Annotated in this window: 21 protein-coding genes; 12 read left to right on the top strand and 9 right to left on the bottom strand. The window is 70.9% G+C overall.

Annotated elements, in window-relative coordinates; genetic code table 11:
* The first annotated feature begins 11 nt into the window (after positions 1-11).
* Positions 12-1,793, top strand: a complete 1,782-nt coding sequence (locus BMY74_RS11450; protein WP_089913965.1) for an AMP-dependent synthetase/ligase — start codon at positions 12-14, stop codon at positions 1,791-1,793.
* Between the two features lie 175 nt (positions 1,794-1,968).
* On the opposite strand, the gene BMY74_RS11445 is transcribed toward BMY74_RS11450, so the two are convergent.
* Positions 1,969-2,952: a LacI family DNA-binding transcriptional regulator gene (locus tag BMY74_RS11445; RefSeq protein ID WP_089913961.1), complete on the bottom strand. Its 984-nt coding sequence runs from the start codon at positions 2,950-2,952 to the stop codon at positions 1,969-1,971.
* A 185-nt stretch (positions 2,953-3,137) separates the two neighbouring features.
* Between BMY74_RS11445 and BMY74_RS11440 the strand changes: the two genes are divergently transcribed.
* Positions 3,138-4,358 (top strand): glycosyltransferase, encoded by a 1,221-nt coding sequence (locus BMY74_RS11440; protein WP_089913958.1) that lies wholly within the window; start codon positions 3,138-3,140, stop codon positions 4,356-4,358.
* 96 nt (positions 4,359-4,454) lie between these two features.
* Entirely contained in the window at positions 4,455-5,330 is an 876-nt protein-coding gene (locus tag BMY74_RS11435) for an alpha/beta hydrolase family protein (RefSeq protein ID WP_089913955.1), read from the top strand.
* Here BMY74_RS11435 and araD read toward each other — a convergent pair.
* Genes araD through BMY74_RS11420 form a run of 3 tightly spaced genes read right to left on the bottom strand, consistent with a single transcriptional unit; the run spans position 5,327 to position 8,560 of the window.
* Positions 5,327-7,027 (bottom strand): L-arabinonate dehydratase, encoded by a 1,701-nt coding sequence (gene araD / locus BMY74_RS11430; RefSeq protein WP_245786042.1) that lies wholly within the window; start codon positions 7,025-7,027, stop codon positions 5,327-5,329. The genes BMY74_RS11435 and araD overlap by 4 nt on opposite strands.
* Positions 7,024-7,929, bottom strand: coding sequence for a dihydrodipicolinate synthase family protein (locus BMY74_RS11425; RefSeq protein WP_089913949.1), 906 nt, complete (start codon positions 7,927-7,929; stop codon positions 7,024-7,026). The genes araD and BMY74_RS11425 overlap by 4 nt, the downstream gene beginning before the upstream one ends.
* Positions 7,916-8,560, bottom strand: coding sequence for a GntR family transcriptional regulator (locus tag BMY74_RS11420; RefSeq protein ID WP_089914332.1), 645 nt, complete (start codon positions 8,558-8,560; stop codon positions 7,916-7,918). Before BMY74_RS11420 ends, BMY74_RS11425 begins: the two co-directional genes overlap by 14 nt.
* Positions 8,561-8,765: 205 nt before the next feature.
* On the opposite strand from BMY74_RS11420, the gene BMY74_RS11415 reads away from it, so the two are divergent.
* The 6 genes from BMY74_RS11415 (at position 8,766) to BMY74_RS11395 (ending at position 12,811) form a co-directional block, all read left to right on the top strand.
* The gene (locus tag BMY74_RS11415; RefSeq protein WP_143091536.1) at positions 8,766-9,269 is read left to right on the top strand and encodes an anti-sigma factor; all 504 of its coding nucleotides are present in this window, start codon (positions 8,766-8,768) and stop codon (positions 9,267-9,269) included.
* A gap of 68 nt (positions 9,270-9,337) precedes the next feature.
* Positions 9,338-10,033 carry a DEAD/DEAH box helicase family protein gene (locus BMY74_RS11410; protein ID WP_143091535.1) on the top strand — a complete coding sequence of 232 codons (696 nt, stop codon included), beginning with the start codon at positions 9,338-9,340 and terminating at the stop codon, positions 10,031-10,033.
* A 76-nt stretch (positions 10,034-10,109) separates the two neighbouring features.
* Complete coding sequence (locus BMY74_RS44135; protein WP_143091534.1) at positions 10,110-10,421, top strand: hypothetical protein; 312 nt, start codon at positions 10,110-10,112, stop codon at positions 10,419-10,421.
* Positions 10,422-10,502: 81 nt separating this feature from the next.
* On the top strand, positions 10,503-11,438 hold the full coding sequence (locus tag BMY74_RS11405; RefSeq protein ID WP_245786041.1) for a DUF1996 domain-containing protein: 936 nt from the start codon (positions 10,503-10,505) through the stop codon (positions 11,436-11,438).
* A gap of 120 nt (positions 11,439-11,558) precedes the next feature.
* A complete protein-coding gene (locus BMY74_RS11400) occupies positions 11,559-12,110 on the top strand; it encodes a sigma-70 family RNA polymerase sigma factor (protein ID WP_089913942.1) in 552 nt (183 codons plus the stop codon).
* On the top strand, positions 12,107-12,811 hold the full coding sequence (locus BMY74_RS11395) for an anti-sigma factor family protein (protein WP_089913939.1): 705 nt from the start codon (positions 12,107-12,109) through the stop codon (positions 12,809-12,811). Before BMY74_RS11400 ends, BMY74_RS11395 begins: the two co-directional genes overlap by 4 nt.
* Positions 12,812-12,860: 49 nt before the next feature.
* On the opposite strand, the gene BMY74_RS11390 is transcribed toward BMY74_RS11395, so the two are convergent.
* Positions 12,861-13,805: a zinc-binding dehydrogenase gene (locus tag BMY74_RS11390; RefSeq protein WP_089913936.1), complete on the bottom strand. Its 945-nt coding sequence runs from the start codon at positions 13,803-13,805 to the stop codon at positions 12,861-12,863.
* 96 nt (positions 13,806-13,901) lie between these two features.
* Between BMY74_RS11390 and BMY74_RS11385 the strand changes: the two genes are divergently transcribed.
* Both BMY74_RS11385 and BMY74_RS11380 read left to right on the top strand, forming a co-directional pair.
* The gene (locus tag BMY74_RS11385) at positions 13,902-15,719 is read left to right on the top strand and encodes a penicillin acylase family protein (RefSeq protein WP_089913933.1); all 1,818 of its coding nucleotides are present in this window, start codon (positions 13,902-13,904) and stop codon (positions 15,717-15,719) included.
* A 55-nt stretch (positions 15,720-15,774) separates the two neighbouring features.
* Entirely contained in the window at positions 15,775-16,563 is a 789-nt protein-coding gene (locus tag BMY74_RS11380; RefSeq protein ID WP_177229691.1) for an oxygenase MpaB family protein, read from the top strand.
* On the opposite strand, the gene BMY74_RS11375 is transcribed toward BMY74_RS11380, so the two are convergent.
* From BMY74_RS11375 to BMY74_RS11360, 4 genes are read right to left on the bottom strand one after another with little or no spacing between them, the layout of a single operon-like run.
* The gene (locus BMY74_RS11375; protein ID WP_089913928.1) at positions 16,538-17,926 is read right to left on the bottom strand and encodes an aminobutyraldehyde dehydrogenase; all 1,389 of its coding nucleotides are present in this window, start codon (positions 17,924-17,926) and stop codon (positions 16,538-16,540) included. The two genes, BMY74_RS11380 and BMY74_RS11375, sit on opposite strands and share 26 nt — an antisense overlap.
* Positions 17,923-19,536 carry a thiamine pyrophosphate-binding protein gene (locus tag BMY74_RS11370; protein WP_089913925.1) on the bottom strand — a complete coding sequence of 538 codons (1,614 nt, stop codon included), beginning with the start codon at positions 19,534-19,536 and terminating at the stop codon, positions 17,923-17,925. The genes BMY74_RS11375 and BMY74_RS11370 overlap by 4 nt, the downstream gene beginning before the upstream one ends.
* On the bottom strand, positions 19,533-20,471 hold the full coding sequence (gene speB / locus BMY74_RS11365) for an agmatinase (protein ID WP_089913922.1): 939 nt from the start codon (positions 20,469-20,471) through the stop codon (positions 19,533-19,535). The genes BMY74_RS11370 and speB overlap by 4 nt, the downstream gene beginning before the upstream one ends.
* Positions 20,468-21,886: a sodium:solute symporter family protein gene (locus BMY74_RS11360; protein WP_089913920.1), complete on the bottom strand. Its 1,419-nt coding sequence runs from the start codon at positions 21,884-21,886 to the stop codon at positions 20,468-20,470. Before BMY74_RS11360 ends, speB begins: the two co-directional genes overlap by 4 nt.
* 87 nt (positions 21,887-21,973) lie before the next feature.
* Here BMY74_RS11360 and BMY74_RS46640 point away from each other — a divergent pair, with 87 nt between their 5' ends.
* Entirely contained in the window at positions 21,974-23,452 is a 1,479-nt protein-coding gene (locus BMY74_RS46640) for a PucR family transcriptional regulator (protein WP_177229690.1), read from the top strand.
* The last annotated feature ends 14 nt before the right edge of the window (positions 23,453-23,466 follow it).

Raw genomic sequence — 23,466 nt, 5'->3', positions numbered from 1 at the left:
AAGGAGTCGCCATGACCGCCGGAGTGACCAGCCCGAACGCGGTGCGGGCCGTCCGTCGCATAGCCGACCTGCCGTTCCTCGCGGAGCAGGCGTACGGCGACGCGGTGGCGTGGCGGTCCAAGCAGGACGGTCAGTGGGTCGACCGGACCTACGCCGAGGTCGCCGAGCTGGTGCTCGACCTCGCGTCCGGCTTCGTCCACTCCGGACTCGAGGCGGGCGACCGGGTCTGCGTGCTGGCCAACACCCGTCCCGAGTGGACGGCGGTCGAGCTCGCGGTGCTCGCGGCGGGCGGCATCGTCGTGCCGATCTACCCGTCGAGCACGCCCGAGGAGATCGCCTGGGTGGTCGGCGACTCCGGCGCGTCGATCGTGGTGGCGGAGAACGCCGAGCAGTGCGCCAAGGTCGAGTCCGTCCGCGGCGAACTGCCCGAGCTGCGCGAGGTCCTCTCGATCGACCCGGCCGGCGACCGGTCCCGCGTCGCCGGGCTGGAGGACTCCGGCCGCACCTCACCGCTCGCCGACGTGCTGGACGCCCGCAGGGCCGCGATCAAACCGGAGGACCCGAGCCTGATCATCTACACGTCGGGCACCACCGGCCCGCCCAAGGGGTGCGTCCTCACCAGTGCGAACTGGGTAGCCCTGTGCCGGGTCGCGGAGGAGGCCCGCATCGACGCGATGACGGGCACCGTCTACCTGTTCCTGCCGCTGGCGCACGTCTTCGCGCAGATCGTCATGTTCGGGACCATGTACCGCGGTGGCGCGCTCGCGTACTTCGGCGGTGACATGAAGGCGATCGTGCCGGAACTGGCCGAGGTCCGGCCGACGTTCCTGCCGTCCGTGCCGCGCATCTTCGAGAAGATCTACACGTTCGTCACGTCCAGCGTGCCCGCCGACCAGCTCGCGCAGGCCGTGGCGCTGGGCCTCGAGGTCCGGCGCAGGCGTGCCGCGGGGGAACCGGTTCCGCCGGACATGGCGGCCGCCTTCGACCAGGTGGATGCGTTGTTCGCCACCGTGCGCGCGGTGTTCGGCGGCCGGCTCGTGCAGGCGTTGTCCGGCGCCGCACCGATCTCGCGCGAGGTCTTGCAGTTCTTCCACGCGGCCGGGGTTCCGGTGCTGGAGGGTTACGGCATGACCGAGTCCACGGCCGTCGGCACGATCAACACGCTGGGCCGCTTCAAGCTCGGCTCGGTCGGCGCGTCCGGTGTGGCGGGCCTCGAGATGAAGGTCGGCGAGGACGGCGAACTGCTGATGCGCGGCCCGCACGTCTTCGCGGGCTACTGGCGCAACGAGGAGGCCACCGCGCAGACGTTGCAGGACGGCTGGCTGCACACCGGCGACCTGGGCGAGATCGACGACGACGGGTTCGTGACGATCACGGGGCGCAAGAAGGACATCATCATCACCGCGGGCGGCAAGAACATCGCGCCGGCGAACGTGGAGAACGTGCTGCGCCAGTCCCGCTGGATCTCGCACGCCGTGCTGTTCGGTGACCGCAAGCCCTACTGTGTGGCCCTGCTCACACTCGACGCCGACGAGATCGTGCCGTGGGCGACGGCCCGCGGGTTGCCGTCCGACCTCGAATCATTGGTGGGTCACCCGGATGTGCGCACGCTCGTGCGGGAAGTCGTCGACGAAGCGAACTCGCACTTCGCCAGTGTTTCCCAGGTGAAGAAGTTCGTGCTGCTCACCAGGGATCTGTCCCAGGAGGAAGGTGAGCTCACGCCGACGTTGAAGGTCAAGAGGACGGTGGTGCACCGACTTCACTCTGCGTTGTACGAAGGGCTCTACGAGTAACCCGTACGTACGAGAAATCCAAAAACAGGTACATCCACCCTGGCGGTTTCCTTCCGCTCAGGGCAGAGTGGGACACCAAGCGGCGCACGGCCCCCTCCCCCCTCGGGCCCAGCCGCTTCGCGGCCCCGGCTCACGGCGTACTCCCCCCAGACGCCCTGCCGGGGCCGCCTTGCGTTCACCGCCGGGGCGGCGCGGTGGTCCCCCGCACGATCAGCTGGGTCTCCGCCACCACCTGCGGCGCCTCCGCCCCGTCCGAGTCGAGCCAGTCGAGCAACAGGTTCACGGCCGTGCGCCCCGCCTGGGCCACCGGCATCGCCACCGTCGTCAGGGCGGGCGAGCACAGCGCCGCGTACATGAGGTCGTCGAACCCGGTCACCGACACGTCGTCGGGCACCGCGATGCCGCGGTCGCGCAGCCGTGCCAGCACGCCCAGCGCCATGATGTCGTTGTAGGCCACGACCGCCGTCACGCCGGAGGCCACGGCGAGGTCCGCCGCCTGCAGGCCGCCCTCGTACCGCGGCGCGAACGGCCCGAGGTCGACGAGGCCGACCTCGTGCCGTGCCACCGCCTTCACGAGCCCGCGGCGACGCTCCTGGTTGGACCACGACGTGCGAGGCCCGTTCAGGTAAGCGATCCGGCGGTGTCCCAATGCGACGAGGTGGTCCACGACGGCGTGCATGCCGCCCGCCGAGTCCATCAACGCGGCGGGCACGCCGGGCAGCCGCCGGTTCAGCAGCACCAGTGACGTCACCTCGGCGGCCTCGCGGACCTGCGAGTCCTCCAGGCCGGGCGCGCACAGCACGACGCCGTCGACCTGCTTCGCCATGGCGTGCACGAGTTTCGCCTCGGTGACGGGGTCCTCGTCGCTGTCCGCCACGAACACCGCGTAGTCGGCCTGCACCGCCCGCGCCTGCACGGCTTTCAGCACACCGGTGAAGAACGGGTTGTCGAGGTCCGGCACGACGATGCCGATGTTGCCCGTCTTGCCGGTGATGAGGCCGCGCGCCGCCCTGTTGGGCTGGTAGCCGAGTTCGGACGCGGCGGTCAGCACGCGCGACCGCGTCTCCGGGCGCACCAGTTCAGGAGAGGTCAGCGCGCGCGACACGGTGGCGACGGAAACATGCGCCCTGCGTGCCACGTCGCGGATCGTGACTGCCACCGGTACCTCGCCCTCAGCTGTGGTCGGGCCCATCATGACGGGTCGGGTGTGAAGTGGGGGCAGCGCGAACGTCCCGGGAACGCGGAAGACCCCCGGACGCGCGGTCCGGGGGTCTTCCCACTTCAACATATAGCGCACGGGGGGTCTTGCGGCAAGACCCCGTCACCGGCGCAGAATCTCCCGCCATGACGGGGAACTGGGGAGTCGGGAAGAAACGCGTCGTGCTGGCGGGGTACGGGTCGCGCGGGGACGTCGAACCGCTGATCGCCCTCGCGGTGGCGTTGCGGGACCAGGGCGCGGACGTGCGGGTGTGCGTGCCACCGGACGAGGAGTTCGTTGCGCGGCTTGCCGAGCACGACGTGGTGCTGGTCCCGTTCGGACAGTCCGTCCGGGACCTGGTGACGAGCACGCGGCCGGACCCGCCGGCCGTCGCGGCCGCGCTGGTCAACGAGTGGTTCGGCCCGGTCGCCGCCGCGGCCGAGGGAGCCGACGTGCTGGTGGCGACCGGCCTGATGCCCGCGGGCGCGCGGTCGGTGGCCGGGCACCTGGGCCTGCGGTACGTGCTGGCCATGTTCCACGACGTCTCGCTGCCGTCACCGCACCGCAGGCCGTCGGGCCGGCCGGGCAAGCCGCTGCCGCCGGACGAGACCGACAACGAGGTGCTGTGGCGCATCGACGCGGAGAACGTGAACGCGATGTACGCCCCGGCGTTGAACGAGAACCGCGCGGCACTCGGCCTGCCACCGGTCGGCAACGTCCGCGACCACGTCTACGAGGGCGCACTGCTGCTGGCGGCGGATCCGGTGCTGTGGCCGGCGGCGGACCTGCCGAACCTGCGGGTCGAGCAGACCGGGGCGTGGTTCCTGCCCGACGAACGCCCGCTCGCGCCGGACCTGGTGGCGTTCCTGGAGGCCGGCGAACCACCGGTGTACGCGGGCTTCGGCAGCATGGCCATGCACGCCTCGAAGGACCTGGCCCAGACCGCGGTCGACGCGATCCGCTCCAGCGGCAGGCGCGTGCTCCTGGGCAGCGGCTGGGCGGGCCTCGCGAAGGTCGACGACAGCGACGACTGCTTCGTCGTCGGCGAGGTCAACCAGCAGGCGCTGTTCCGCCGCGTCGCCGCCGTCGTGCACCACGGCGGCGCGGGCACGACGACGACCGCGGCTCGTGCCGGCGCGCCGCAGGTGATCGTCCCGCAGATCGTGGACCAGCCGTTCTGGGCTCGCCGGGTAGCCGAGCTGGGCATCGGCGCCGCGCACGACGGTCCGGTGCCGACGGTCGAGTCCCTGTCGGCGGCGCTCCGGACGGCGCTGGCTCCGGAGACTCGGGTGCGTGCGGCGGCCGTGGCGGGCGAGATCCGGACCGACGGAGCGGAGAGGGCGGCCCGGTTCCTGCTGGACGGCTAGCCCTTCGAGGAGGTGGTTGACAAAGCGGAACGGCGCTCCGTATCGTTCCGGAACGTCGCTCCGCTTGAGTCGACCGCACTCGAAAGGGACCCCCAGATGACCGTCTTCACCGTGAGCCCCGTCGTGCTCGAGATCCCCGGCAGGCCCGTCGACCTGCAGCTGAAGGTCTCCGCGCCGACCGAAGGCACCGGCCTGCCGATCCTGTTGCTGTCGCACGGACACGGCAACTCGAACCACCTCTCCTCGCTGAACGGCTACGCGCCGCTGGCGAACCACTGGGCCGAGCAGGGCTTCGTCGTCCTGCAGCCCACCCACCTGAGCAGCCGCAGCCTGAACCTGCCGCAGGACACCCCCGGCGCGCCGCTGTTCTGGCGGTCCAGGGCCGAGGACATGTCGCACGTGCTCGACCGCCTCGACGAGGTCGAGAAGGCGGTGCCGCAGTTGCAGAACCGCTGGGACCGCACGAAGATCGCCGTCGTCGGCCACTCGATGGGCGGCCACACCGCGAGCCTGCTGCTGGGCATGAGGACCGAGGGCGTCAGCCTGCGGGACGACCGGATCAGGGCGGGCGTGCTGCTCGGCTCGACCGGCCGCGGTGACGCGGTCACCGACTTCGTCCAGGAGCACTACTCCTTCATGGCGACCACGGACTTCAGCGAGATGGCCACGCCCGCGCTCGTCGTCGCCGGGGACGCGGACGCGTCCGAGCACCTCACCACCGCGGGCCCGGACTGGCACGCCGACCCGTACCACCTGGCGCCCGGCCCGAAGGACCTGCTCACGCTGTTCGGCGCGGAGCACGGGTTCGGTGGTGTCTCCGGGTACGACGTCGCCGAGACCACGGACGAGAATCCGGAACGCGTCGCGACGGTTCTGCGCCTCACCACGGCCTACCTGCGCAGCCAGCTGCACGGCACCGACGACTGGCAGAACGTCGATCTCGAGGACGGACGCGTCGAGTCCAAGAACTAGTGCGCGTTCGGCTCCGGGTTCGCACCGGGCCGTGACAGGAACTCGAAGTCGCAGCCCTGGTCGGCCTGCGTGATGTGCTCGTAGTACAGGGCGCCGTACCCGCGTTCGAACTTCGGCGGCGGCGGCACCCACGCGTCCCTGCGGCGCGCCATCTCCTCGTCGGAGATCTCCACGCGCAACACCCGCGCCTCGACGTCCAGCGTCACGAGGTCGCCGTCCCGCACCAACGCCAGCGGGCCGCCGACGTGCGCTTCCGGTGCCACGTGCAGAACGCAGGCGCCGTAGGAGGTTCCGCTCATCCGCGCATCTGACACGCGGACCATGTCCCGGACGCCTTCGCGCAGCAGTCTGTCCGGGATCGGCAGCATCCCGTACTCCGGCATGCCGGGCCCGCCCTTCGGCCCGCCACCGGCCAGCACGATCACGGAATCCCTCGTCACGTCGAGAGACGGCGAGTTGATCCGTGCCTGCAGGTCGGCGTAGCCGTGGAACACCACGGCGGGCCCGGTGTGCCGCCACAGCGCGGGATCCGCCGCCACGTACTTGATCACCGCGCCGTCAGGGGCGAGATTTCCCCGCAGCACGGCCAGACCGCCTTCCACCGAGATCGGGTCGTCGAGCGGCCGGATCACCGACGGGTCGTGCACCTCGGCGCCGTCGAGGTCCTCGCCGAACGTCCGTCCGGTCACCGTGATCCGCTTCAGGTGCAACGACTCCCGCAGCCGTGACAGCAACCCGCGCAACCCGCCCGCGTAGTAGAAGTCCTCCATCAACCCCGAACCGGCGGGCTGCACCGAGGCGAGCACGGGCACCTCGCGCGACAGCCGGTCGAAGTCGTCCAGAGACAACGGGATCTGCGACCGCCCGGCCATCGCGATCAGGTGGATGTACGAGTTCGTCGACCCGCCGAGCGCCAGCACGGTCCGGATCGCGTCCTCGTACGCCTCCGCCGACAGCACGTCGCCGATCGTCAGCCCCTCGCGCACCATCTCGACCGCGCGCATGCCCGACGCGGCCGCCATCCGGTGGTGCGCCGAGTCGACGGCCGGGATCGACGACGCGCCGGGCAGCGTCAGCCCCAACGCCTCCGCGGCGGCCGTCATGGTCGAGGCGGTGCCCATCGTCATGCAGGTGCCGGGGGAGCGGGCCAGTCCCGACTGGATCTCCGCCCAGTCCGCGGACGAGATCGTGCCCGCGCGCTTCTCGTCCCAGAACCGCCACATGTCCGTGCCGGACGCGAGGTGCTCGCCGCGCCAGTGCCCGCGCAGCATCGGCCCGGCCGGCACGAAGATCGTGGGCAACCCGGCGGAGGCCGCGCCCATCAGCAACGCGGGCGTGGTCTTGTCGCAGCCGCCCATCAGCACGCACCCGTCGACGGGGTAGGAGCGCAGGATCTCCTCCGTCTCCATCGACAGCATGTTCCGGTACAGCATCGGCGTCGGCTTCTGGTACGTCTCCGACAACGTCGAAACGGGGAACTCCAGGGGGAATCCGCCGGCCTGCCACACCCCGCGCGCGACCTGCTGCGCCCGTTCACGCAGGTGCATGTGGCACGGGTTGATGCCGCTCCACGTGTTCAGGATCGCGATGACCGGCTTTCCCCTGTGCTCGGAGGGGTTCAGGCCGAGCTGGCGCGCGCGGGCGTTGTGCGAGAACGCCCTGAGCCCCTCGCCCTCGAACCACTCGGAACTCCTCACAGCAGGCCCCACGAGTTCAGCAGCACGCCCACCGCCGACCGGTCGGCCTCGGACAGCACCGAGGCCGGCGGTCGCACGTCCCGGCGGCAGAAGCCGAGCTGTGCCAGCGCTTCCTTCACCACGGACACGTTGTTCGCCGACCCGTTGCGCGCCCGCAGCTCCTCGAACCGGCGCACGAACTCCCACAGCTCCATCGCCGCACCGAACTCGCCCGCCCGCAGGCACCGGAAGAGCTGCACCGACAGCTGCGGTGCCACGTTCGCGAGCCCGGACGTGAACCCCGAGGCCCCGACGGCGAAGTAGCCCGGCGCCGACAGCTCGGCGAGGCCCGCGACCCACGTCAGCCGCTCCAGCCCGGCGTCGCGCGCGACCGAGGCGAAGCGCACCGGGTCCGGCACGGCGTACTTGACGCCCACGACGTTCGGGCACGCGTCCGCGAGAGCCGCGATCTGCGCGCCGCCGATGCGCGGGTCGCGCACGTACAGCACCGCGCTCAGCTCGGGCACCGCCGACGCGACCGCGCGGTGGTAGTCCACCCAGCCGTCGAGCGAGACGTACGGGTGCACCGGCTGGTGGATCATGATCCCGCGCGCCCCGGCCCGGTCCGCGACCCGCGCGGCCCCGACGGCGGACCCGACGTCGTGCCCCACCCCGGCGACGACCGCCGCCCGGTCGCCGACGGCGTCCACGGTGATCCGCAGCGCGCGTTCGGTCTCGTCGGACGACAGCGTGTAGAACTCGCTCGTGTTGCCGTTCGGCGTCACGACGGAGATGCCGCCCTCGACCATCCGGTCCACCACGGCGGTGTAGCCCTTCTCGTCGATCGCGCCGTCCGCGTCGAACGGCGTCACGGTGATCGCCACGACGGACGCCAGCTGCTCGGTCAGGTCATCGAACGACATCGGCGAGCTCCTCGGCCACTCGGTCGGCGAACGTCCGGACGTGCCGGTGCAGCAGGTCCGCGGCCTCGGCGGCGAAGCCCTCCTCGGCGGCGACGAGGATCGCCCTGTGCTCGGCGTCCTCGGCCTCCCAGGTCGGGTGCAGGCCCCAGCCGGCCACGGTGACCAGCGCGGTCCGGTCGCGCAGCCCGTCCAGGACCTCGATCATCACCGGGTTGCCGCAGCCCGCGTACAGCGCGCGGTGGAACCGCCGGTTCGCGAGGCTGCGCCGGGCCAGGTCACCGGTGTCGTCCAGCGCCGACCTGGCCTCGGCGAAGTCGGCCCCCAGCTCGACCGACCGGCGCAGCGCCTCGGGTTCGAGCAGCAGCCGCACGTCGAAGACGGATCGGGCGAGCTCGGCGTCGGCCGCGCGGACCGTCGCCCCCTTGTACGGGCTCATCACGACGAGCCCCGACCCGGCGAGCGTCTTGAGCGCCTCGCGCACGGGCGTCTTCGACACCTCGAGAGTCGCGGCGAGATCCGTTTCGACGAGGGCCTGACCGGGTTTCAGTTTTCCGGAAAGAATCGCTTCTTTGATCGATTCCAGAACGAAGTCGGTTCGAGACGCAGGAAGTGCACCCACCCGATCATACATCATATATGAGAGCGTAGGAGCAGGTAGAGGCCTGGTCAACCTTTTCGTGTGGTCTGCACGACCTCCTTGTATCTGCGTTGAACCAAGTTCCTCGCAGGCTCGTTCTGAGGGTGTTGGTCACCGCTGTGCGCGGGACTGGAGAGGGAGAGATTTGAGTGAATCGTTCCGCGTGACCGTGTCTCCCAACGAGTTGAACGAGAACGACATGCTGATGGAAGAACTGCCACCGGAGGCCGCGCTCGACGGGCCTCCGCCGGACCTGGACCACCTGCTCCAGCGCACGCTGGGCACGGTCCGGGAGGAAAGACGCCAGGCCGTGCGCCGCCGAGGCCGCATCACGGCCCTGTCGTCGACCCTCGTGGTCGCCGGTGTGCTGGCCGGGGGCGTCTGGCTGGGCCAGGGGATGGGGGTCGGCCGCACCGCCGAGGCGGTCCTGCAGGGGACCTCGCCGGAGGGTGCGCAGATGGCCGTGCAGGTCACCGACACCGAGGGCGGCCTGAGGCTGGTCGCGACGGTCGACGGCGTGCAGGACGGGGAAGCCTGCTGGCTCGTCGTCCACACGAAGGACGGACGGAGCTTCACCGCGGGTTCGTGGCGGGCGCACGCGGGTGAGGTGACCCTGGCCGGGTCCGCGATGGTGCGGGCGGGGGACGTGGCCGGGGTGAGCGTGGTGGACCACGACCGCCGGCCGCTCGTGACCGCGCGGTAGGAGCAGGAGAGGGGTCGCGGCTCGACCACTCTCCGGAACCGGTGGGCGGTGCCTGCCATACTTCCGGGGTGGAGCCGCGACCTGACGGTCGATCAGCGACGCTGGGCGAGACATACGTCGCTCGGCAGTCGTCTGATGACTTCGGGCGGTTGATTTCGGATCTCGTCGTTCTGCACCCTGTGCCGCCGTTCATGACCTCCGGCGGCAATCAGGGCTGCCCTGACATGGTGGTCAACGCAGGTGATCACACCGAGATCTACCAGATGAAGACCTTTCGCCGCCGGTTCAAGCTCACTTACGAGCGAGAAGCGCTCCGGGAAGCCGTCGATGACTACCGCGCGACTATTCGCCGCAGGAGAGGCGTCGTCTACCTTGCGGCAGGTAGCGGCAAGTCGGCGACGATCGTGCGGTTTCTTGCCGACATGTTGCGCGCGGACGCTCCCTACGACGTGGTCGTTACGCGAGTCGATCGCACGTCACCAGTCCGGGACAACTCCGTCGCACGGCCTTCGGGCCGAGTTCTCATCGATCTGGTCGGCCACTCCGAGGGCTTCCTCTTGCACGTGAGCAAGTCCGCAGCGCTGAAACGGGTGGTCATGGGAACCAGGACCTTTTTCGTTCCCCTGCGCGGCCTCATGCACGCTGCGGCACGATCGCTCGCACCGCCGGGCCGGGTCGTCGCGGCGTCACCGCATCCAACTCGTGGCCCTGGCTCCTCGCGAATGACAGCAGATCTGGTCATTCGCGGGATGTCGTTCGCCTAGACACAACAGCTGTCAGGCCGGCTCCCGCACTCCGGGTGGGAGCCCTCAGCTGAACGTGCAGACTCTTCTTTCACTAGTGAACCCCCAAATCGGCTTTGGGGCGCTGGTCATCGCCTTCCTGGGCGCATCCGTTCGCATCTACCGGCATCGCAGCCGAATGGATCCGGAACTCGCGAGGGTCCGTGCCCTGGAGAAGGTCATCAACCGGACTTTGCCCAGGTTCGGCCGCAATCGCGCCTCTTCTGGAGATGATTGCCTGAAATCCGCGATCAGTGCTCTGACCACGCCCACTTCAGTGAGTCCGGTTTCCGAGGAACCGGAAGACGAGGCGCAGAACCCAGCTGCGGAGGACGGCCAGGACGACCCGCCTGTGTCCGGCGATCCGTAGAGGGCCGCCCCGGCGCGGTACTTTCGGACCAATTGAGACGGCTCGCTTCTGTTCGCCCGAACGGCTTGGCAGGCTGTGGTGGTGGCCCGGAACAAACCGGCGACCGTGGTCGTCGCGGTGGTCGCGCTCCTCGTGGTGGTGGGCTCCGCGGTTCTGCTGCGCGGCACGTCGAACGGCGCGCCGTCCGCTGACCAGTACGTCAGCGAGCTCGACCAGGTGATCACCGAACCGGAGACGGCGAGCGTCGTCGTCCGCTGCGGTGCGAACGAGGACCGCCACCTCAACGCCGACAACCCCGTCGTCTCGCCGGGCATCCCGTTCGGCGCTCACCACACGCACGAGTACGTCGGCAACACGTCGGCCGATGCCATGTCGACCAACGACTCTCTCGCGGCCGCCCCCACCACGTGTGAGGACGACGACCGCTCGACCTACTACTGGCCCGTGCTGCGCCTGACCGACCGCACCGGCCACGACGCGCACGCGGACGGTGGCGGCCTGCACGGCAACACCGGTGAGGTGCTGAAGCCGAAGAGCGTGGAGATCCGCTACGACGGCAGCCCGGTGAGCCCGGTGCTGCCGATGCCGCGGTTCCTGCGCCTGATCACCGGCGATCCGGCGGCGTTCACCAACGACTACGGCCCGAACACGCGCGCCCGGTGGGGCTGCTCGGACCAGCCGGGCCGCTACACGACGAAATACCCGTTGTGCGGGAACGCGACCACCCTGCGCACCTATGACTTCGGCAGCTGCTGGGACGGCAACAACACCGACAGCGCCTCGCACCGCACGCACGTGGTGTTCCCCCTGGCCGGTGGCATGTGCCCGGCGAAGACGTTCCCGATCCCGCGACTGCGCGTCACCGTGGGCTACGACGTTCCCGCAGGTCATCCGTTCGCGATCGACAGCTTCAAGGAAGAGCTGCGCGACCCCGCGACCGACCACGGCATGTACATCAACGTCATGCCGCAGGCGCGGATGGCGGAGCTCGTCGGGCGGCTCAACCGCTCCCGCTAACATCCGGCGTTCCTTTTGGTTGAAACCCGTTGAACCGAAGCTCTCCGCCGCTCGTGTGACGGCTGAGGTCTTGAACAGGACGCCCGCAAGAGGTGTTCGCGGGCGGGGAGGAGTGGGTGGATGGCGGCTTTGTTCTCCCGCAAACGGGAGACCGCGGCCGACGAGGCGCTGATCCGATCGCTCTACGAGGAGCACGGTCGGGCTCTGCTGGCGTACGCGACGCGGCTGACCGGCGATCGGGCGGCTGCCGAGGACGTGGTCCAGGAGACCCTTGTCCGAGCGTGGCGCCATCCCGACGCCCTCGTGAACGGCAAGGGATCGGTGCGCGGCTGGTTGCTGACCGTGGCGCGGAACATCGTCACGGACAGGGTGCGCGCGAAGGCGGCGCGGCCCCAGGAGGTGGCCGAGTCCCCGGCCACGCCACCCGTGGAGCGCGACCACGCGGACCAGGTGGTTGACTCGGTGGTGGTGCTCGAAGCGCTCGACAGGCTGTCCTCCGACCACCGCGACGTGCTGATGGAGATCTACTTCCGCGGCCGGAGCGTGACGGAGGCGGCGGAGGCCCTCGGGGTGCCGCCTGGCACGGTGAAGTCGAGATCGTATTACGCGTTGCGAGCCTTGAGGGAGACCTTCGGAGGTCAGAAGGTCGCACTGAAGGGGGTGGCTGGATGACCACGCGGCACGACCCGCAACTGCTCGGTGCTTACGTTCTGGGAGCACTGGACGAGCAGGAGGTGCGCGAGATGGACGAGCACCTGACGTCCTGCCCCGACTGCGCGCGTGAACTCGAGGAGCTCCGCGACATGGAGGCCTTCCTCGGCGAGGTTCCGCCGGAGGCCATGCTGGACGGGCCGCCCGAGGGCGGCGATCTGTTGTTGCAGCGCACCCTGCGCCAGGTGCGTTCCGAACGGGGCGGCGTCGCACGGCGTCGTCAGTTCGCGCTGGGTGCCGCGGCGGCCGTGGTGGCCGCGGTGGTGCTGGGCGCCGGTGTCTTCGTCGGCAAGGCCACGTCACCCGATGTGACTGCCCTTCCCACTCCGACGGTGGCCCCGGACCCGGCGGGCACCAGGCTGGCCACGTTCACGGACCCGGTGACCAAGGCGTCGATGACGGTGAAGGTCGTCCCCGCCGCCGGATGGGTCCGCACGAACATGGCGATCAACGGCATTCCCGAAGGCGAGAAGTGCCGGATCTTCGTCGTGGCGAAGGACGGCAGCCGCCAGGAGGCGGGTTCCTGGGTGGTGTCCAAGAAGGGCGCCGCCGAGGGCACGAACCTGGACGGATCCGCGCTGGTCGACCCCAAGGACGTGAAGTCCGTGGTGGTCGAGAACTTCGAGGGCAAGAAGTTCGTCGAGGTGCCGGTACAGGCGTGAGAAGAAGGGAAGAGGGGCCGCTTCCGCAGTCGGGAGGCGGCCCCTCTTCTCACGGCTTGAGCACGACCTTCCCGGCCGTAGCACGGGATTCCAGCGCCTCGTGCGCCTTCGGTGCGTCCCTCAGCGCGAACGGCGGGTGCACCAGCGGCACGAACCGCCCGCTCGCGAGCCCCGCCATCGACTCGTCCTCGAGCGCCCGCAGACCGCGCTTCATCAGCCCCGGCCCCAGCGCGACGGTCGCGGTGAGGCTGTTCGCGAACAACGCCTCCGTGCTGATCGGAGTCATCGCCCCGGACGCCCAGCCGTAGATGATCTGCCGCCCGCCCGGCCCCAGCGTCTTCAACGCCAGCGCGCCCGCCTCGCCACCGACGCCGTCCAGCACCACGGTCATGTCCTTGAGGCCGTCCGCCCAGCCCGGCCGCGTGTAGTCGATGGCGGCGTCCGCGCCGTTGTCCATGACGAGGTCGAGCTTCTCGGTGCTCGCGAGCCCGATGACCCGCGCACCGACGTTGCGCGCCTCCTGCACGAACAACGCGCCCATGCCGCCCGCCGCCGACGTCACCAGCACCACGTCGTCCTGGGTCAGCTTCGCCGAGTCGAGCACCGCGACCACCGTGCGGCCGGTGCCGATCATGGCGACGGCGGCCTCGAACGACACGTCGTCGGGCAACGCGTGCAGCGCGGTCGTGGCGGCCACCGCGAGTTCGGCGTAGCCGCCGTTCGCCTGCCCGAGGTGTGCCACGACCCGGCGTCCCAGCCAGTCGCTCGGCACGCCCTCGCCCAGCGCCGTGACCACGCCCGCGACCTCACGTCCGGGCGTCATCGGGAACTCGACGGGCCCGAACCCGCCCTTGCGGATCGTGGTGTCGACCAGGTGCACGCCGGCCGCCGCCACCGTGACGCGGACCTGCCCCGCGGCGGGCTCCGGGTCGGGGACCTCCTCGAAGCGCAGGTTCTCCGCCGGACCGAATTCGTACTGCCGAATCGCGAACATGCCGCTGACGCTAGGAACTCCAGTTAAGTCGAGGTCAAGCGCCGGTTCCGGCAAAGCGGTGGCCGTTGATAACACGAGTGTGTTAAAAACACGGCTGTGTGGAAAACCGTCATCGCGAGCCTGCTCCTGGTCACCTCGGCGCCCGTGGCGTCCGCGGCCGGGCCCGAGCAGGTGCCGCACGTCGTCGCAGCGCACTACCGCGGCCTGGGGGACGGCATCGGGTTCGGGCAGGCCAGGGCGCACCTGTGCGACCTGGCCAGGATGTTCACCGGCTACGCCGCCGACCCCCAGTTCCGCGACCTGGAGAAGAGGCAGGTGGTCGAGCGGATCGTCGCGCAGCCCCCGCCGATCGGGCCCACCCGGCAGGTGCGCGACCTGTTCACCGGGTACGTGCAGGGCTACAACCGTTACGCCGCACGGCACCCGGAATGCGGCCGGAAGCTGACCGAGGCCGAGCTCTACCGGTTCAACCACGTGGCGTTCAACGAGGGGATCTTCCGGGCCGCCAGGGGAATCTGGCCAGAGGCCGGCGGGGAGGTGAAGGAGCGGGGCAGCAACACGATCGCCGTCGGTTCCCGGGGCAGCAGCGGAGGCCGTGGCGTGCTGCTGGGGAACCCGCACGTGCCGTGGCGCGGCGAGGTGTCGTTCTGGCACGCCCGGCTGACGATCCCGGGCAAGGTCGACGTCGACGGCGTGACCGTGCTCGGCATGCCCGTCGTCTTCAACGGCTACAACCGCGAGGTGGCGTGGTCCGCGACCATCTCCACGGCGTCGAGCTACTCGCTGACGAAGCTCGACCTCGTCGACCGGCACACCTACCTGGTCGACGGCAGGCCGGAGAAGATGATCGACCGCGGCACCCACTGGGACACCCGCTACGGCCCGGTCACGCGGTCGATCCGGACGAACCCGCACCTCACCGGGCACGAGATCACGCCGTTGCCGTGGACCGACACCGAGGCCTACGCGGTCACCGACGGGGCGGCGGACAGGCTGCCCGCGCTGAACTCGGTGGCGGGCTTCCTGGAAGCGCGGTCCACCAAGGACCTGAAGGCGTCGCTCGACCGCTACGGCGGCACCGTGCGGACGAACATCGTGGCCGCGGACAAGGCCGGCGACACGCTGTACGCGGGCATCCAGGTCGTCCCGGACGTGGCCCCGGACTGCGTGGTGGACCAGGAGTTCCTCGAACGCACCAGCGTCGCGATCGTCGACGGCACGCGCTCGGCGTGCAAACCGGGGTTGCTGCCGGTGGACAAGATGCCGTGGATCCTGAGCGACACCTACGCGACCAACTCCAACTCCTCGCACGCCTTCGCACGCGCGGACAAGCCGTTGACCGGGTTCCCGCCCGTGTTCGGCGACGAGGACATCGCGAACATGCGCACCCGGTTCGGACTGGAGGAGATTCCGCGCCACTGGGGACGGTACGACGCGGAGACGATGAAGCGGCTGGTGTTCGAGAACCGCAACACCGCCGCCGAGCTGTACCTCGACCAGATGCCGTGCACCCGCGCGGAGTGCGAGGTGCTGCGCAAGTGGGACCGCCGCAACGAGATCGGCAGCGTCGGGGCGTTGCTGTTCGACCGGTGGTTCGCCGCGGGCGGGACGGAGAAGGCGTTCGACGAGGTGGTCGCCGAGCTGGGGCCGAAGATCCACCAGCCGTTGGGGGACAACCAGTACGTCGTGCGGGACGGTCGGAAGATCCCGCTGCACGGAGGCCCCGGGTGGTCCGGCGTCTACAACCTGATCAACATGGACTGGCAGGACCAGGAGGTGTCCGACGGGTCGAGCTTCGTGTTCGCCGTCGAGTACACGGACCGGGCCTGCCCGACCGCGTACACGCTGATGGCGCCCGCCCGGCCCGACCTCTACAGCGCGAAGAAGTGGCAGAAGGGTGCTCTCTGCCGGTAGCTCGATCGGGTAGTGATCGTCGTCGAACGGTCCGGTGCCGGGTATTGATCATGGTGTGAGCCTGGGACCTGAGTCGGTGACGTGGCGGTTGGGCTGGTACACGCGGTTCGAGCTGGTGGTGCTCGGGCGCGCGGTGCTGATGCAGGTCGCGCACCCCGTCATCGCCGCCGCCGTGCGCGACAGCTACCGCGCGGACCCGTTCGCGCGGCTGACGGCGACCATCACGTCGTCGCAGCTGCGGTTGTTCGGCGGCGAGCAGGCCGAACCGGAGGCGGAACGACTGCTGCGGGCCCACGCCCGGATCCCGGGCGCGGACGAGGAGCTGTTCCGCTGGGTGCACGCCACCAGCTTCGACTCGCTGCTCACGGCGTACCGGCTGCTGCGGCCCCGGATGCCCGCGATCCACGAGGAACGGCTGTACCGCGAGTGGCGGGAGACGGGGGAGACGCTCGGCATCAGGACGATGCCGGGCGATCTCACCGAGTTGCGCGACTACCTCGACGACGTGGTCGCCACGCAGTTGAAGAGCACCGACGGCGTGCACGAGCTGCTGGACGCGTTCCAGCTGCGGACGGGCAGGGCGCCCGGCTCCGAACACCTGCCGCGCGCCCTCTGGCCGTTGGTGCGACCCGTGGCGGCACGGGTGCTGCCGGACTTCTCCATCGGCACGCTGCCGGTGGCGTTGCGGGACAAGCTCGGTCTGGAGTGGACGGACCGGGACGAGCGCAGGCTGCGCCGGTGGATCCGCGCGATCCGGTTCGTCTCCGCGTTCGTCCCGGCGAGCCTGCTGCACTACCCGATGCCGTACCAGGCGATGGTCAGTGCGCGATCATCACGTGCTTGACGCGCGTGTAGTCCTCCAGGCCGTGCATCGAGAGGTCCTTGCCGTAGCCCGAGGCGCCGAAACCGCCGTGCGGCATCTCGGCGGCGACGAGCCCGTGCGTGTTGACCCAGACGATGCCGAAGTCGAGCCGTCCCGTCAGTGACGCGACCCGGCCGGTGTCCCGCGTCCAGATCGAGGACGCGAGCCCCTGCGGAACGCCGTTGGCCAGCGCGATCGCCTCGTCGTCGTCCGCGAACGACTGGACGGTGATCACCGGGGCGAAAGCTTCCTCCTGCACCAGCTCGTCGTCCTGGGTGAGGCCGGAGACGACCGTGGGTTCCAGGAAGAAGCCCTCGGAGCCGTGCCGCTTTCCTCCACAGTGGACGGTGGCGGGCGAGCGGGACAGCAGGCCGAGCACGCGGTCCAGCTGGGCCTGGCTGTTCAACGGGCCGAAGTCGGTGCCGGGGACCTGCGCCGAGGCCGCCTTCACCAGTGCGGCGACGAACTCGTCGTGCACCGCCGAGTGCACCAGCACGCGCGACGCGGCCGTGCAGTCCTGGCCCGCGTTGTAGAAGGCGGCGCCGACGATCCCCTCCGCCGCCGCGGTCACGTCCACGTCGTCGAACACCAGGACCGGCGCGTTGCCCCCGAGTTCGAGGTGCGTGCGCTTCACGGTCGCGGCGGCGCTGCGGGCCACCTCGACCCCGGCACGGGTCGAGCCCGTCAGCGACACCATGGCGGGCACCGGGTGCTCGACCAGCAGCCGGCCGGTGTCGCGGTCGCCCAGCACGACGTTGAACACGCCCGCCGGCAGCACCTCGGAGGCGAGCCGTGCCAACAGGACGGTGGACGACGGCGTGGTGTCGGCGGGTTTGAGCACCACCGCGTTGCCCGCCGCGAGCGCCGGGGCGATCTTCCACACGGCCATCATCAGCGGGTAGTTCCACGGCGTGATCTGCGCGATCACGCCGACCGCCTCACGCCGCTGGTAGGAGGTGTGGCCGGTGACGTACTCGCCCGCGGCGGCCGTGCCCAGGGCGCGGGCGGCACCGGCGAAGAACCGGATCTGGTCCACGCACTGCGGAATCTCCTCCTCCAGCAGCACCGACCGGATCTTGCCGGTCTCCCGGACCTCCGCGTCGGCGACGGCCTCGGCCTGGGCTTCCAGCAGGTCGGCGAGCTTCAGCAGCGCGTGCTGGCGTTCGCCGGGCGTGGTGCGCGACCAGGCCGGGAAAGCGCGCGCGGCGGCCTGGACGGCGGCGTCGACCTCGGCCTCGCGCGAGACGACCGCGCGGCCGAACTCGGTGCCGGTGCCGGGATCGACGAGCGGGGAGGTCTCCCCGGCGGAGGTGGAGGTGCCGTTGACGAAGTTCGCGACGATCACGTGTTCTCCAGGTGCGTGGGAGCGAACATGCGCAACACCGCGGGCAGGACCACCACGTGCGGGCCGTCCCCGGCGAACGCCTCGGCGAGGTCCTCGCGCAGCGATTCGGGCGTGCTGCGGGTGGCGGGCACGCCGAACGCCCCGGCGAGCGCCACGAAGTCCGGCCGGGCCAGCTCGGTGCCGGTGGCCTCGCCGAACGCGTCGGTCATGTACTCGCGCAGGATGCCGTAGCCGCCGTCGTCGACGATCAGCCACACCACCCGCGACCCGTGCTGCGCGGCCGTCGCGAGCTCCGAGATCCCGTACATCGCGCCGCCGTCCCCGGACACCGCGAGCACCGGCCCGTCCGTCGCCGCCGCGACCCCGAGCGCGGCGGGGAACCCGTAGCCGAGGCCGCCCGCGCCCTGGGCGGTGAGCTGCGCGCCACCCCGCGGGTCCCACGCCGACCAGGCCCAGTAGGCGAGGATCGTCATGTCCCAGCAGGTCGGCGTGCCGTCCGGAACGGCCGCCCGCAGCGCGTCCAGCACCTGCCACTCCAGGTCGAGGCCCTGGGTGGTGAGGCGCTTGCGGACGTTCGCGAGCAGGCCCAGCACCCGTCCCTCGGCGAGACCGTCGGTCTTCCTCGGCCGCACGCCGGAAGCCAGGGCGCGCAACGCGTGGCGGGCGTCGGCGTGGATGCCGAGCGCGGGGTAGTTCGACTCGAGCTTGCCGAGGTCGGCCTCGACCTGCACGACGGTGCCGCGCGGCCGGAACGCCCGGTAGTTGCTCGACAGCTCGCCGAGGCCCGAGCCGACGACGAGCAGCACGTCCGCGTCGGCGAGGAACTCCGTGGTGTGCCAGTCCTCCAGCCACGACTGCGCGGACAGCGGGTGGTCCCAGGGGAAGTTCCCCTTGCCGCCGAACGTCGTCACGACCGGCGCCCGCAGCTTCTCCGCCAGCTCCAGCAGTTCCGCGGAGGCCTGCACCGCGCCACCGCCCGCGAGGACCACCGGCCGTTCGGCGCCGTCCAGCAACCGCACGGCCTCCTCGACCAGCTCGGTCCGCGGGTGCAGCTCGCGCGGCGACCACGACACCGCCGTCACCGGGGGCACGGAAGCGGGCGCCAGCAACACGTCCTGCGGGATCTCGACCCACACCGGCCCGTACGGCGCCGTCAGCGCGACCTCCCACGCCTCCGCCAGCGCCGACGGGATCTGCGAGACCTGCCGGACGACCCGCGCGTGCTTCACGACGTCGCGGAACGACGCCACCTGGTCGGTCAGCTCGTGCAGGTACCCGCCGCGCACGCCGCCGAGCCCGGCGGACGGGATCTGCGACGAGATGCCCAGCACCGGCGCCGAGGCGGCCGCGGACTCCTGCAGCCCGGCCAGGGTCTGCAGCGCGCCGGGCCCGGTCGACACCAGCAGCGGCGTCACCGAACCGGTGGTCCGCGCGTGGCCGTCGGCGGCGAACGCGGCGTTGACCTCGGTCCGCGACCCGACGTACCGCAGCTCCGAGCGCCGCAGCGCGTCGAAGAGCCCGAGCGCGTGCTGGCCGGGGATGCCGAAGACGGTGTGCGCGCCCAGCGCCTCCAGGGTCTCGACGACGACGTCGCCACCGTTGCGCGTCACAAGCCCTCCTTCAACGCCAGCAAGCTCACCAGGTCGTACGCCACGTGGGAAGCCGCCACCGACGTGATGTCCGCGTGGTCGTAGGCCGGAGCCACCTCGACCACGTCCGCGCCCACCAGGTTCAGCCCCCTCAGCCCGCGCAGGATCTCCAGCAGCTCGCGCGACGTCATCCCGCCGGCCTCGGGCGTCCCGGTGCCGGGGGCGTGCGCCGGGTCCAGCACGTCGATGTCGACCGACACGTACAGCGGCCGCGAGCCGATCCGCTGCCGCAGCGCGTCGACGGTCTCGTCGACGCCCCGCCGCATCACGTCCGACGACGTGACGATCCCGAACCCGAGCCGCCGGTCGTCCTCGAGATCCTTCTTGCCGTACAAGGGCCCGCGCGTGCCGACGTGCGAGATCGCCTCGGTGTCGAGGATCCCGTCCTCGACCGCGCGCCGGAACGGCGTCCCGTGCGTGTAGGGCTCGCCGAAGTACGTGTCCCACGTGTCGAGGTGCGCGTCGAAGTGCAGCAGCGCCACCGGCCCGTGGATCCGCGACACGGCCCGCAGCAACGGCAGCGCGATCGTGTGGTCGCCGCCGATGGTGACGAGCTTCGTGCCGTCGCGCTGCAGGTCCGACGCGGCACCCTCGATCGTCTCGATGGCCTCGCCGATGTGGAACGGGTTGACCGCGACGTCCCCGCCGTCGACGACCTGGAGGCGCTCGAACGGCGCCACGTCCAGGCCGGGGTTGTAGGGGCGCAGCAGCCGGGACGCCTCCCGCACGGCCGCGGGCGCGAACCGCGCGCCCGGCCGGTACGAGACGCCCGTGTCGAACGGGACTCCCACCACCGCGACGTCCGCGTGCGCCACCTGGTCGAGGCGCGGCAGCCGGGCGAAGGTCGCGGGGCCCGCGTAGCGCGGGACCCGCGAGGAGTCGAGGGGGCCGATCATGCGTTCACCAGTTCCTCTTCCTCTGCCCGGCCCGCCACCCGGCGTTCCCAGCGCGCGAGCACCGCCGGGTCCGTCGCGGGCGTGGCCAGGCTGACCACCACGTACGTCACGAGCGACGCACCGAGGCTGTAGTAGATGGGCGAGTCGGCCAGCACACCGTCAACGATCATGAACGTGATCGACGTGAGCGCACCGACGGCCATCGACGCCATCGCGCCGATCCTCGTGCCGCGCTTCCACACCAGCCCGCCGATGATCGCCACCAGCAGACCGCCGACGAGGATGTTGTAGGCGACCGTCAACGCGGCGACGACGTCGTTGAGGACCACCGCGATGCCGATCGCGATGACGCCGAGGACCAGCGTGAACAGCCGGTTGGAGTGGACGTCGGTCCTGCGCCGCCAGATGTCGTTCGCCGCCACGGTCGAACAGGCGATCAACGCACCGGACGACGTGGACATCATCGCCGCCAGCGCCGCCGCCAGCACGAGACCGCGGACACCGGTGGGCAGCAGGTTCTCGACCACCACCGCGAACGCCTCGTCCTTGTTCGCGATGTCCGGGTACAGCGCCTTGCCGGCCGTGCCGATCAACGCGCCCGCGACGGCGTAGACCAGGCAGTACAGCCCGGAGGTGATGCCGCCCCACGTCGCGACCTGCGGCGACTTGGCGGTGAACACCCGCTGCCAGATGTCCTGTCCGATGAGCAGACCGAACACGTAGATCAACAGGAACGTGATGATCGTGCCGATGCCGATGTTGCCGACGTCGAACATCGCCGGGTCGTCCAGGCGCTCCCGCATCCCGTCGAACCCGCCGGCGGCGACGATGCTCACCGGGAGCAGCAGGAACAGGATGCCGATCGTCTTGATGACGAACTGGACGATGTCGGTCAGCGTGATCGACCACATGCCGCCGAGAACGCTGTAGAGCACCACGATGCCGCCGCCGATGATCACACCGACGGTCTTCGGTAGTCCGAAGAGGACGTTGAAGATGGTCGAGTACGCGATCGTCGACGTGACCGTCAGCATCAACGTGTACGCCCACATGACCGCACCCGACACGAGCGACGAGTTGCCGCCGTAGCGCAGGTCGAGCATCTGGCTGACGGTGTACACCTTCAACCGGACGATCCGCCGCGCGAAGAGCGCGCTCAGCAACAGGATCCCGAGCCCGATCGCGAACACCATCCAGGCACCGGAGATGCCGAACTCGTAGCCGAGTCCCACGCCGCCGATGGTCGACGCGCCCCCGAGCACGACGGCGGACATCGTCCCGGAGTACATGCCGAACCCGAGCCGGCGCCCGGCGACCAGGTACTCGCTCTTGCTGGTGGCGCGGCGCATGCCCCACCAGCCCATGCCGATCATACCGAGCACGTAGGCGGCGATCACCGCGTAGTCGAGAGCCACTGCCGACCTCCTTGGGTTGCAGGTCACAGTAGGAACGCGTGGTGGCGCCGGTAAGTGGTCGTTGTGCACAATCCCCAGGTCATGGTTGTGCACACCGTCCCACTGCGAGACCTGGTCGCGCGAGCCGGCCTCGGTCTGACCGTCCTCTGTGGAGCCGACGGGCTGGACCGGCCGGTCCGCTGGGCGCACGTGTCCGAACTGGAGGACCCGACGCCGTACCTGGTCGGCGAGGAACTGCTGCTCACGGCCGGCGTGCGTTTCCCGGCGGACGTGTCCGCCTACGTGTCCGGTCTCGTGTCGTCCGGCGTCTCGGCGATCGGGTTCGGCGTCGAGCCGGAGTTCCCCACCGTGCCCGCGTCGCTGGTGGAGGCCTGTGCGGCACAGGGCATGCCGCTGCTGGAGGTGCCGCCGTCGACGCCGTTCCTCGCCGTGTCGCAGGCCCTGGGCGCGCTGCTGGCCGAGATCGCCGTGCGGGAGCAACGGCTGCTCGCCGACAGCCAGCGAGCCCTGACCCGGGCCGCGACGCGCGTCCGTCCCGTCGAGTCGGTGCTGACGACCCTGGCCGTGGTCCTGAACTGCCGCGCCGACCTGGTGGACCCCGCGTCCGCACCCTCCGACGTGGCGTCACTCGTCGGACGGGTGTCCTCCGGCAGGGGACCTCGTTCGGCTTCCGCCCAGGTGGGTGAGGACCACGTGACGCTGGACCCGGTGGAGTCCGCGGTGCTCGTGGTGCGCCGCCCGGCACCGCTGTCCCCGGCCGAACGAGCGGTCGTAGCGGTGGCGCTGGCGCTGCTCGGCCTGCTCCGGCGCGACCTGGAGGGCGAACGGGGCCGGCTCGCCCGCCTGGCGGCCTCGGCCCTGCTGCGCCCGAGGGTGTCCGGCCTGCCCGGGGTGCTGGGGGAGGGCCCCTACCGGGTGGTGGCGGGGGAGTCGCGCGCGGACTACGACGTGCTGGCGGCGCGGTACGGGCCGCTGGTGTCGAAGGAGGGGGAGGGGTTCCTCGCGCTGGTGGCGGGCGGGGTGGAGGTGACGGGCCCGGTGGGGGTGTCGCCGCTCGGTGTTCCTGCGGATGCCGCACCTGCCGCCACCGCCACGCCTGCTGCCACCGCACCTGCTGCCGCCGCCGCACCTGCCAGCACCACCGCCACCGCCGCGGCACCCGCCGCCGCTCCCACCCCCAACACCCCCACCAACCCCGCCCCTTCCACACCCCGGTCCGACATCGATGCCGCCGCAGCCGAGGCCACCGCCCTCCTCGCCCGCGCCAAGGCCACCGGCGAGCCCGCCCACCCCGCCTCCGGCCTGTCCTCCCTGGTCGACCCCGTCGCCGCCCGCGCGTTCGCCCGCCGCGAGCTCGCACCGCTCCTCGCGCGCCCCGAACTCGTGGACACCCTGCGGGCCTGGCTCGGGCAGCACGGCAGCTGGGACCGCGCCGCCGCGGTGCTCGGCGTGCACCGCAACAGCGTCCGGCACCGGATCTCACACGTGGCGCGGCTGCTCGGGCGCGACCTCGCAACGGCCGACGCGCGGGCGTCGCTGTGGCTCGCGCTGGAGTGGCTCGATTAATTGCTTTGCGGGCG

Source organism: Lentzea albida, assembly GCF_900111005.1.
In the GTDB taxonomy this organism is placed as follows: Bacteria; Actinomycetota; Actinomycetes; order Mycobacteriales; family Pseudonocardiaceae; genus Lentzea; species Lentzea albida.
Note: the sequence above shows the minus strand (reverse complement) of the source record. Positions and strands in the feature narration are given on the sequence as shown.

Bases quoted from the DNA above. Each gene is read 5' to 3' on its own strand.
- BMY74_RS11440 (WP_089913958.1), top strand. From the start codon at position 3,138: ATGACGGGGAACTGGGGAGTCGGGAAGAAACGCGTCGTGCTGGCGGGG.
- BMY74_RS11415 (WP_143091536.1), top strand. From the start codon at position 8,766: ATGCTGATGGAAGAACTGCCACCGGAGGCCGCGCTCGACGGGCCTCCG.
- BMY74_RS11450 (WP_089913965.1), top strand. From the start codon at position 12: ATGACCGCCGGAGTGACCAGCCCGAACGCGGTGCGGGCCGTCCGTCGC.
- speB (WP_089913922.1), bottom strand. From the start codon at position 20,471: ATGATCGGCCCCCTCGACTCCTCGCGGGTCCCGCGCTACGCGGGCCCC.
- BMY74_RS11435 (WP_089913955.1), top strand. From the start codon at position 4,455: ATGACCGTCTTCACCGTGAGCCCCGTCGTGCTCGAGATCCCCGGCAGG.
- BMY74_RS11425 (WP_089913949.1), bottom strand. From the start codon at position 7,929: ATGTCGTTCGATGACCTGACCGAGCAGCTGGCGTCCGTCGTGGCGATC.
- BMY74_RS11400 (WP_089913942.1), top strand. From the start codon at position 11,559: ATGGCGGCTTTGTTCTCCCGCAAACGGGAGACCGCGGCCGACGAGGCG.
- BMY74_RS11420 (WP_089914332.1), bottom strand. From the start codon at position 8,560: ATGTATGATCGGGTGGGTGCACTTCCTGCGTCTCGAACCGACTTCGTT.
- BMY74_RS11395 (WP_089913939.1), top strand. From the start codon at position 12,107: ATGACCACGCGGCACGACCCGCAACTGCTCGGTGCTTACGTTCTGGGA.
- BMY74_RS11390 (WP_089913936.1), bottom strand. From the start codon at position 13,805: ATGTTCGCGATTCGGCAGTACGAATTCGGTCCGGCGGAGAACCTGCGC.